We start from the raw sequence: 10,571 nt of genomic DNA on the forward strand, positions 1-10,571 counted from the left end.
AGCGATTCCGGGTCGCTCACATCATCCTGGCGTGCCTTTTGCAACACTCGGATCCAGCGACGGGTACTTTCGTAAGGAAGTTCCTTCAGTTCGCTGTACTCTTGAATCGTCAAGCCGCTGTCCCAATATTCTGACAGTTGCGCCTCCCAATAATCTCGCCCTTCGCGTCCCATGGCATCCTCCTATAGTTCGTGTTCAGGAGAGAACATAACACGCAGGCCACCTCAAATCTAGATGGGGCTTGCTGGGCGCATACTTTGATATGATGTAACTCTTTTATAATCAATATAAGATATAAAAATATTTATCTTTTTTGAACTTGAGTTGCAATTTTTATTCAAGCACTTGAAATAGAGCCTTGCAGGATGGTCGGGAAAGAAGGAGCGGAGGGGTGCATCCGGTAAAACGGAAAAGATGTCAGAAGGCGGGAGCCCGGCAGCTGAGCAACGTTTTGAGGAGGAATCCCGCTCTTTTTTCAGAGGAGTGGAAACTCTTCCAGCGGGAGGATTACCGGGATGAGCCCCTGCGGGCTCTCCACGGAAAGTTTGAATCCGGCCCCAGTCCGGCGGCAGTCGATGCGGATCGGCCCGGACGGAGTGGGGACTTCTCCGGAAACATGTTCCTGCGTTCCCGGGCAGGGAGAGACCGCAAAACGGGAAAAGCCCGGCTCAAGCGGCCTGACTCCAAGCTGACAGGCTCCCTGCCAGTAGACCGGCACACTGCTCCAGGCGTGGCAGAGGCTGCCCGCACCGTCAAAACCAATCGCTCCGGCGGAAACTTCCCACAGGGTGTCGGTCCCCTTGAAAAGCATCGGCGCGAATATCCGGGTCAGTCGTTCGGCGACAAGACGCCGTCCCTCCGCTCCGGCCCCGTGCATTGCGTCAACCGTGAACGGCAGTACACTGATATTGACCGGTATCACCCCGGGCTCCTCCGCAAGCCGGATGAATCGGGCGTAACAGGAGGGATCCAGAATTCCGAGGCGGAGTGCGAGGACATTCGTATGCTCGTGGAACCCGATGAGTTCCTCTTTGTCCAGATAGGTTGCGAAAAAACCGTCCGGACGCCGGAATACGCGCCTGATGGTTTCAAGCAGCTCACTGGAACGGTTCGGAGCCGGCTTCCCGGCCAGCGTCTTCATCGCTTCAAAGCATTGCAGCGCCAGTGTGAGGTAGAAATTGTAGGGCGCACTTACCGGATGGTGGCCGTTGCCGTCGAGACCCTCGGCCCATTCGTAGAAGTTCCAGATTGCATTCCCCTCTGGCGGAAGGCAGAGCCCGGTGGCGTTGTCCCGTCTCGCAAGCGCAAGATCGAGCATCTGTTCCATCTGAGGTTCGAAGAGGCGGAAGAGCCGGTCGTTGCCGCTGTACATCCACTGCTCGTAAAGTTCGACAAACCAGATCCAGCTGAAAATCGGAATTGTAACCGGAACCCGGGCGGGGGCACACAGTTCGAGCAGACCGTCAGGCCGGATTCCGCGTCCGAGGAGTTCAATGCCTGTTGCGGCAAATTCATAGTTCCCCCAGGCGTAGTAGCCGAAGAGCGCCTGGTTGCGCGAGTCGTAAGCGTAGAGCGCCTGTTCCCGCCATGGACAGTCCTCATAGTGTTCGTGCATACAGAGTTGCATTGTGTTGAGCGCGGCTTTCCGCAGTTTCGCGTGAAGACGGTCCCCATCATCAAAGGAGGCTGCGGGCGGCAGCGGCAGTTCCTGAGGACGGAGCCCCGCGTAATGGAGCGTCAGCGGCTCTTCTGAATGCGTAAAATTCAATTGCACATATCTGCAGCCCGAGCGGCGGAACGGAATCGCAAACCGGTTCCGGCCGGCATGACAGACGTAGCGGTCAGTGAAGTTGCGTTCATAGATCCGGCAGCGCACCCGCCCGTCGTCGAGATGTTCCCCGTGTGAGAGGTCGACAACGGTTCCCGCAGGGGCCTCGAGTTCTATTTCGAGTTTCCCGGCGCACTCCCCGCCGAGGTCGAGGATCACAAAAGAGCCGTTTCCCGGAGCCGCCGGAGCGGGGATCCGGCGCGGTTCATCGAGCCGGGTCGGGCCAATCCCGTAAAGCCCGTGCAACCCGAAAAAGCGGGCCGCCGGAACCGGACGCATGAGATCCTGCGACACGGTTTCCGCAAAAGTTCCGCATTCACGTATCCGGAACAGAAAGCCCTGACTGACGAATACAGTACTGCGCCGTTTCCCGGGGGCGAGGCGTGGAACCGGGCGCGGCATCGGGATTCCGCGGTCATCGGCCTCGACAGCCGGCTTCCAGGAGGAATCATCGAACCCGGGTTGCTGCCAGTTATCGAATTTTCTTCCGTCGCAGAATGTTACGAATCCAAGTTGACCGGTGACATGTTCGATCGGTCCGGAGCGGAATGCCGGATCAAGCCGCGCTTTCCAGGCGGTCGAGCTGCCGAAACGGAATCCGTTCGCTTTGAGTTCGCACCGGAATCCCGGAGTACCGCACCGATAGGTCGAAAAGTCCTTTCCACGGAACCAGACCAGCGCTGCGAGCAGGTGTTCGCCCGCTTCAAGCGGCCCGACGGCGAACTCCGTAGCGGTCGGCCGGTCGGGATAATCGCTGAACTGTCCGCCGCCGAGTTCCATCCCGTCGAGGTACAACAGAAAATCACTGTCGGCAGAGACCGATATGGATGCTTCGGCGATGCTGCGCGGCAGGTGAAAAACACCGCGGAAGTCCGCGTGGAGATTGATCTGGATCTCATTTTGTTCGAGCCGGATCCATCTGGTGATAAAATCTGTCATATGGTGAGGTTTTCTGTCCCTTTTTTCCATACAATAACGCCGCCCGGCGGCTTTTTCCAATGGCCTGTCAAAAATACCGGATGTCAGGCCGGTCCAGCCGGAGACATTTCGCGAAGTGCCGGTATCGGTTTGGCCTGAAGTCCCTGGCGATACGGGAGGAATGCAACGGTCAGATCATGTCCGGCTCCGTAACGGAAGATATTGATCTGCCGCTTTCTGCGATCGATTGCGATCATATTCCACGCCTCTTCGCTGGAACTTCCGAACTGCCGTTCCGGTGCTTCGGGACTGTTCCGGTAACAGAGCGACGAAAGCAGACCGATTTCGAGGAAACCACGTTCTTTCCGGATGATGTCAAGATGTTCATGGCCATAGAAATTAGCGAGGATTTCATGCGGTCCCTGCGCGGTGAAATCCGCCTCGACTTCGTGAACGAGGTCCGCCGGGTCGGCGGGGGAGGGGAAACAGGTCTGCCCCTCGAACAGAAACGGACAGGATTTCACGTCGGCTGCTCCGGTACGACAGCAGGATCCGGTCTGGAATGCGTGGAAAATCTTTTCCATCGCTCCGCCATTCGGCAGAAATCCGAGACTCATGTGTGAAAGGACAATGAGTCCCCACTCTCCGGAATCGGGTAAACGGGACAGGTCAAGGGCACGGTGCGCCACAAATTCCAACTGTTCACGGGAGAAGCCGTGATCGTTGATCATGAAGTACTTCAGCCTTCCGTTACGCCCGGTTGCGAGCGGCAGGTCAATTGTATTGAGCACCAGCAGCCGGATCTTCCGGTCGGGAAGGTCGAGGTAGAAGCAGTTTCCGGTACGGGGAGCGGCAACCGCCCCCGCAGGCAGCCCGTCAGGGTAAACCAGACGCTGCCATGCCATGCCGGAAAGCGCATCGCTTCCGTCCGGCGCGTGGTCACGGCAGAAGTAGGTGTTGTCGTCGTGGTTGCCGATTGCGAAGAGTGCCGGAAGCCCGGAGCTGCGCATCGCCCCGGCGCCGAGGGTGATCTCGCGGCAGGTCTGCGCGAGCGGCCGGTTGCCGTTGCTGAGGTCGCCCGCGTGAAAGAGAAACCGGGCGCCGCATGCGCGACCCGCTGCCGCAAAGCTGCGGATGTGCGAGAGAGCGTTTGCTCCGTATTCACGCAGATCCTCCTTCTCTTCGAAATGTGTATCGGAGATCATTCCGAAGAGCAGTCCGCCGCTCCCGGTATTTGCCTGCACTCTGCGGCAGAAATCGGTGATGGATTCGGTATTCATTCGATCACTTTATTCCAGCGTTATGGCTTCCACGGTGAAATTCAACTCAGGCCGTGGCCGGTTTCCGGAGTCTCCCGCACGGTGAAAGAAGAACAGCTCTCCGCGCAGATCCCGGAAGGTGAAAGCCGCGCTCCGGGTCAGTTCCCGCCCCACCCGCAGACGGTAGGTACGGGGTTTGTTGTCCCCGGTTAGCCGGAGGGTTCCCAGATAGTAACCGCGCCAGTCTTTCTGCGGCAGCCGCAGTTCGACTGCGCCGTCGTTCCGACTGCGGATCGTCAGCGTCAACTGATCGTACTGTTCCGACAGCCCGGCGGGATCGAACTGGAAAAAGGCTGCCGGAATCTCTCCTGCCTGAGAGGCGGGAAAGAGGATGTTCCACTCCCTGCGGCCATCTTTTTGTCGTTCCTGAACCTTCCCCGGCAGCTTGGAACCTGTATCGCAGGCGGGCAGAAGCCGTTTGTAAGCCTTTCCGGTGATCTCAGCAGGATTCGGATGGGCCTGTTCGCCGCTGATCGCGATCAGCACGGGGACGGCGGTTGCGGTCGGGGCCCAGTCGATTTCCGCCTTGTCGCGATAGAGCGGCGAAAGAAAGTCGATCGATGCGATCTCGTTTTGCGGCATCGGGTTGCGCCACTCCATCACGAAGGTCCCCACATTGTGTCCAGCCGGATTTTTGCGGAAAATTCCGGGTCTGGCTTCGGGCAGCGGCGAGGCGCTCCACCAGTCGCCGATGTTGCGTTTTCCGATCAGCGGAATATCAACCGATTTGCCGTCTGCATAATGGATGCGGTAACGTCCTGCGTTTGGAGAGTCTCCCCATGCCGCGGTGTGCAGGAAGAAGAGCCGGTTGAACTTCTTTCCTGCCTCAATCCCCTTGACTGCGAGCGGAAAATATGGCCGTTCGGTTCCGGCCAGAACGATGCAGGATTTGCCGCCGTTTTTCGCCGGGTCGATGATTTCGAACGGAATGTTGTCGGCCTCCATGACCGTTCCCGTCGGCATCATGCGGAAGTCGTTGGCTCCCTGATCGGTCCAGCCCCCTTGCCGGTCGCCGTCCTCCTCATCCGAGAAGCCGCGTGTCGTCCATGGGGCGAGATCAACGGCCACCATCCGTTCGGGGAGAATGGAGAAGAACGACTCCTGCATTTTCGAAAGCGGACGTGCTTCTTTCCACAACTCTTTCGCGCCGACGGCGTAACTGATGAGGTTGCGCAGATAGAGCATCGCAGAGCTGTCCTGCGGAACGGAAGAGGTCGCAAGCAGCTGCGAGAGAATCGCCCGTCCGCTTCCGTTTCCGGTTGCGGCTTCGACAACTCCCATGCCGATTTCCTTACGACCGAGCACGGTCCCTTTCGCGGCGAGCGCATTCACGGTGAACGGCATGTAGTTTGCATGCAGAACATAGCCGCATTCGGTGTTGTTCCAGCTGTCGAAGTCGCGTGCCGTGAGACCCTCGAAGATCGGGTGTGTCAGCACGATCGGATCGCAGAACGCCATCGGTGACTCCACAAGCTGCGACGGAACCGGAGACGTGCTGTGCGGATTCCGCTGCTCCAGCACGAGCAGAATACCGTTGTCGTTGAGGAAACCGGTTACTTCGGGTTCGTCGCGCAAGGTGAATTTCTGCTTCTCCGCACTTTCGGCGGGTACGATGACGGTTGCCGGCTGTGTCAGACCGCTGAATTTCCGGGTGATCCGGTACGGAATGCGGAAGGCTTCGAGCCATTCGCGGAGTTTCGCGACATTCTTCGGTGCACCCGTGTCATAAAGATAAACGTTGCGTGCGGGAGTGATCGCATCCGTCCGGATCGAGGGAGAGGCGAGCCGCAGATTGTAGTAGTTCCGGGCGATTTCCGTTTCGCCGTCGAACAGCGTGAGCCGCAGCTGCCGGAATCCCGGGGCTACGGCCGGAATCGCCAGCGTCAACGGCTGTGCGGAGTTCCGGTGTGCGGGGAGTTCCGCAACCGTCGCTTCTGAAACGGGAAGTGTGTTTCCATCCGCATCGGTCAGCATCAGCACGAGCCGGAGATTCCGGTAATCGCGATTGGAATCATTGGCGATTTCGAGCGTCCAGTCCGAACGTTCCCCGGCGTAGAGGTTGCGGGGGAACAGATACTGGTTGTTGCGGATCATCGGCAGAACCGGCTGAGTCCACAAGGTTGCGGTTTTGAGTTCGGGCTTGCCGAACCACGGTGCAAAACCGGAGAAACGGCGGTCGAGGCGGTAAAGTTCGAAGATCCGTTTGCCGAACCGGGTCATCGGCACAAGGTCGCTCACATTCGGATCGACGGCCTCCGCAAGGCTCATGCAGCCGGTGTATCCGATGCCGCGCGGATCCCCCCAGGAGGTCTCGCCCTCCGCATAGCGCAGATACTCCTCAGGGCTGTTGCGTTTGAATCCGGGATTCTTGTTGGAATTGTACAGGAATCCCCAGGAGAATCCGACGTTTTCCCACGCCACGAGCGGACGGGAGAGGTGCTTTTTTTCTCCGTAAATCTCCAGCAGCCCCTGATAGAGGAAATCGGCTTCTCCGTTGCGTTCCGTCCATGGGCGTGCCAGGGACACGTAGGTGTGCAGATCATGCACGTCGGTGTCGAGTTTCGTGCGCCCGTAACTCTGCCATCCGGCGGAACCGGAAAAGGTGCTGACCGGACGTTTCTGCCCATCCAGCGCCCGGACGCGCTGTACCTGAAGATCCAGCTGCCGGGCGATTTCGGGACGGTTCCCGTGCGGAATCTCATTGCCGAGAGACCACATTGTAACGCAGGGATGATTGTAAGATGCTTCGACAAATTCGGCGATCTCCTCAAGGTTGTTTTTCTGGAACTCCTTTTCATCGATCTCTGTGTTGAAACTCCAGCCCCATTCGTGGAAGATCATCATGCCGCACTCGTCGGCGGCTTCCAGCACGGCGGGAATGACCGGCTGGTGCGATGTGCGTATGATATTGTATCCGAAGTTGCGCATCGTGAGGAGGTATTCGGTTATGAGGCGGCGGTCAACCGCCGCGGCGCGCGGACTGCCTCCATAACTGATCGACGGAATGTTCTCTCCGAAGAGGTAGATCTCCTCGCCGTTCAGGTAGAATCTGCCGTCTTTTGTCCGGAACTCACGGAATCCGAACCGGGTGTTTGCCGCTGAAACGATCCGGCCGTTTTCCCTCAGCAGCAGATTCGCGTAATAGAGCCAGGGACGGTCGACCGACCAGAGCTGCGGATTTTTCAATCTGATCCGGATAGAACCGGTGTTGATGCCCGGTTTGAGTTCGACCGTGACGGACATTTTTCCGGCCGGGGCGTTGGCGTTTTCTTTCATCGCACCGGTGACGATGCCGTCCAGCGTTCCCTGAAATGTTTTGCCGGTATGATTCAGGATGGTGTAATTCACGCCGAGCGTATTGTCCCCGATTCGCGGATTCACAAAAAGTTTCTGAATCCGCAGTTCCGGTTCCAGCGAAAGCGTTACATCCTGCCAGATTCCGGCCTTGTAACTCCAGATGCTCCATTGAGTTCCGTAGACGTGGGAGATCTTCTCCCGGCGTCCGAACGTCGGGCCGAAACTCGAGATCACGCGGAGAGCAAGCACGTTTTTTCCGGGTTTCGCCGCATCGGTTGCATCGATTTCAAACGGAGTGAAATCGCCATGATGAGTCCCGACTTCCCGGCCGTTCAGGAACACCTTCGCCTCATAGCCGACACAGCCGAATTTCAGAATCACGCGGCGATGTTCGAGGTCGCTGTCCGAAAGTTCGAAACTCCGGCGGTACAGACCTCTGGTATGCGGTTTCGCCTGATTTCTTGCATCCGGATATTTCCAGAACCAGCTTTGCGGAACGGGAATCGTATCCCAGTCGGAGTCATCGAACTCCGGATTCATGAAGCCGGAAGCGAGATCCACGTCCGCGGGGAATGATTTTTCCGCGCTGATTACGCCGGAGAATTTCCACGTTCCGTTCAGCGTCCGTTCCGTAGTCAATTGTGCCGGGCAGATGGATTCATCTCCGTTTGGAATGAGAACTTCACCCGGTTCAATCGTCTGCGCCGGTTGGAAATCATGCGGCGCAGGAACATAGGGAGGAATTTCTTTCGCAGACAGATGGGCGGCAAGGCAGCTGGCCGCAACCAGAGAAAAAAACCGTCTCATAAGCGTTTCTCTTACATTTCAGCCCAGTAGATTTTCCGGTCTTCCGAATTCCGGGTGTCCTGCTCGTTGTGCATCGGAAGCGAACCTGTATGCCCGTCGAGATAAACGATGTTGGCTCGATCCGAATGACGATACAGGATTCTCGTGTACCATTCGGTCCCGCCGCATTCGCCGAAATTCAGAGGCACCAACGCGCTCCCCCAGGCCGTACGCGCCCCCCAGACATAGTCGCCCGCAAGGTTGAGAGCGGTGGATTCATTGTTGGAATCCGCGATGAAAATCGCCTGTGAGGTTCTTTTGATTCCGGTTATTTTCCGGTACCGGCTGTTCGCATCCGTGGTGTTGCTGCCGTTTGCCCGGCCGTAATAATCGCACCCCAGCTGGCGGTTCAAACTGTAGCCGAACCATACCGACGGCGAGGAGGGGCAGTACAGAACTTTATATTGCCGGATCTCTTCTTCGTTCGCGTAGACACTGCCGTTGTCGCTCCGGTTGAATGACAGGTAATTCCGCAGAGCCGCCGGCCAGAACTTGATGTTTCTGGGGCGTTCCAGGGGGTCGCCGATATTGCCGTTGCGTTGAGTCGGACACATATAGTCGTCGTTTTCCAGCGTGTACATCGCGCCGGCGCTGCCGATCTGTTTGAGGTTGTTCAGGCAGGAGCTCGAACGGGCTCTTTCCCGCGCCTGGTTCAAGGCGGGCAGCAGCATCGATGCCAGAATTGCGATGATCGCTATTACAACCAGAAGTTCAATCAACGTAAATGATTTTCGCATTGCAAAGCACCTTTCTTTCCGGTTTACCATGGTGAGGACTCCTTTCTTTCCGTGGTTTCAACTCCGTGACAGGTATGAGAATCGAGAGGACATCCGTCACCGGATGTCACTGATTTTGCGGGGAATGTCGTGATTTTTCCGCGGAGCGCCATCCATTTCCGCGAAAAGCTGCCGGCATGCGGTTTTTGCCAGAGTTTCGAAATCGTGTTCGATCCGCCAGCCGCGGAAGTACGGTTCCGGGATAACCGGCTCGCCGATCAGTCTGCACTTATCCAGATCGAGCCTGCGTTCCTGAAGGGTCGCTTCGATGTCGCGGATTGTGCCGCCGATCGCGTAAATCGCCTCCGGCGTGCCGATGCGGTCAAGAAGCCGGTTCAGATGATCGATCATCTCCACGCCGCGCGGAATCAGCATCTCTTCCGTATCGAGCGGAACTCCCGCCTCCCGGAATGCGCGGCGCAGGCCGTCGAGCTGCGGCATGTGATCGGGTTTCGCCGTGAGCAGCGGATGCCGCCTCCCTTCCGCGAGCAGTTTCCGCCCGATTTCGTAACCTTCCCGCTCCCAGTCGTTGCAGACGCAGGAGCGTCCGGTGCGATGGCCGTTGATTATCACTGCGGGTATGGGCAGAGAGTGGATGAACTCTTCCGCCGCCTCGGAAGGCTCAAATTCGGGGTCCAGCCAGAGCAGCCCTTTCATGGGAATCCCGGCGAGGCTTTCCGCCGGGTTGTCGTTTTCGGAGAGAAAGCTGATCTGGTAGATCAGTTTCCGGCTGTCGGTGATCTCCTCGCCCACGGCGGAGAGCAGTTTCCACAGATATTTTTCGTAGTAGATCTGTTTCCCGTCTGCAACGAGTACGCCGATGACGTTGATGTTGCCGTATTTCCACCGGTGTTCCGGATTCGTGAAGAGCCCGATGCCCGGCCTGGCAATCAGGAATCCATCGTCCGTCAGCTTTTTCAGAGCCCGCTGAATCGTCATCGTGCTCACGTTGAACATCGCCGCAAGTTCCCGTACCGAGGCGATCCGCTGCGGGGACGTGCCGGAGTTCCACACCGTGTCGACCACATATTTCCGGATCTGCATATACTTGGCGATCGGCTGACGCTTGATGATTTTTTCTTTTGGACTGTTCATTTTTCTTTTATATCAGAACGATTACGAGAATCATGTTTACACTTTGTTTACATCTATAATTATACCTGAAAAAAAGAAAAAGTCAAGAGGGAAAATCGAAGAAAAATAAATTTTTAACATAACCCGGAGAGCGGTTCCAGTCCGGCATTCCGCCCTGAATGAACGTTTTGCCGGCGCATCCGCTCCGGATGCCGTGAAGAATCTTCCGCCGCACCTTTCCCGGCGGAGCCGCTCCCGGATCACATTCCCGCTTCTGATGCGGCGCGGCTCCCCGGAAATCCGGCCGGCGGGGGCGGAATGCCGGAAAATCGGGGATTTTTCAGCGCGGCCGATTGTGAAAAGGGCGAAACGGGATTATATAGATTCGGCAATTAACATTACTTGCGTTTTCTGATTTGTGGTGTATAATATTTTCGGGTCTTCACGGGAATTTGTGGGTAAATCGGTGTGAGATACATCAGAACCCGTCGTCAGTCAAGCGGCAATCCGGCA

General features: G+C 57.3%; 5 protein-coding genes. All 5 read right to left on the bottom strand.

The window, feature by feature from the left end:
- Positions 1 to 475: 475 nt before the first annotated feature.
- The 5 genes from Q0J85_RS14815 to Q0J85_RS14835 all read right to left on the bottom strand — a co-directional run bounded on the left by Q0J85_RS14815 (position 476) and on the right by Q0J85_RS14835 (position 10,079).
- Positions 476 to 2,767: a family 78 glycoside hydrolase catalytic domain gene (locus tag Q0J85_RS14815; protein WP_294483019.1), complete on the bottom strand. Its 2,292-nt coding sequence runs from the start codon at positions 2,765 to 2,767 to the stop codon at positions 476 to 478.
- Between the two features lie 83 nt (positions 2,768 to 2,850).
- Positions 2,851 to 4,026: a metallophosphoesterase gene (locus tag Q0J85_RS14820; RefSeq protein ID WP_294483021.1), complete on the bottom strand. Its 1,176-nt coding sequence runs from the start codon at positions 4,024 to 4,026 to the stop codon at positions 2,851 to 2,853.
- A 9-nt stretch (positions 4,027 to 4,035) separates the two neighbouring features.
- Entirely contained in the window at positions 4,036 to 8,169 is a 4,134-nt protein-coding gene (locus tag Q0J85_RS14825; RefSeq protein ID WP_294483022.1) for a glycoside hydrolase family 2 protein, read from the bottom strand.
- Between the two features lie 11 nt (positions 8,170 to 8,180).
- The gene (locus Q0J85_RS14830; RefSeq protein ID WP_294483023.1) at positions 8,181 to 8,945 is read right to left on the bottom strand and encodes a DUF1559 domain-containing protein; all 765 of its coding nucleotides are present in this window, start codon (positions 8,943 to 8,945) and stop codon (positions 8,181 to 8,183) included.
- A gap of 96 nt (positions 8,946 to 9,041) precedes the next feature.
- Positions 9,042 to 10,079, bottom strand: coding sequence for a GntR family transcriptional regulator (locus Q0J85_RS14835; protein WP_294483024.1), 1,038 nt, complete (start codon positions 10,077 to 10,079; stop codon positions 9,042 to 9,044).
- Positions 10,080 to 10,571: the final 492 nt, after the last annotated feature.

This window comes from uncultured Victivallis sp., from assembly GCA_944389935.1.
Taxonomy (GTDB): Bacteria; Verrucomicrobiota; Lentisphaeria; order Victivallales; family Victivallaceae; genus Victivallis.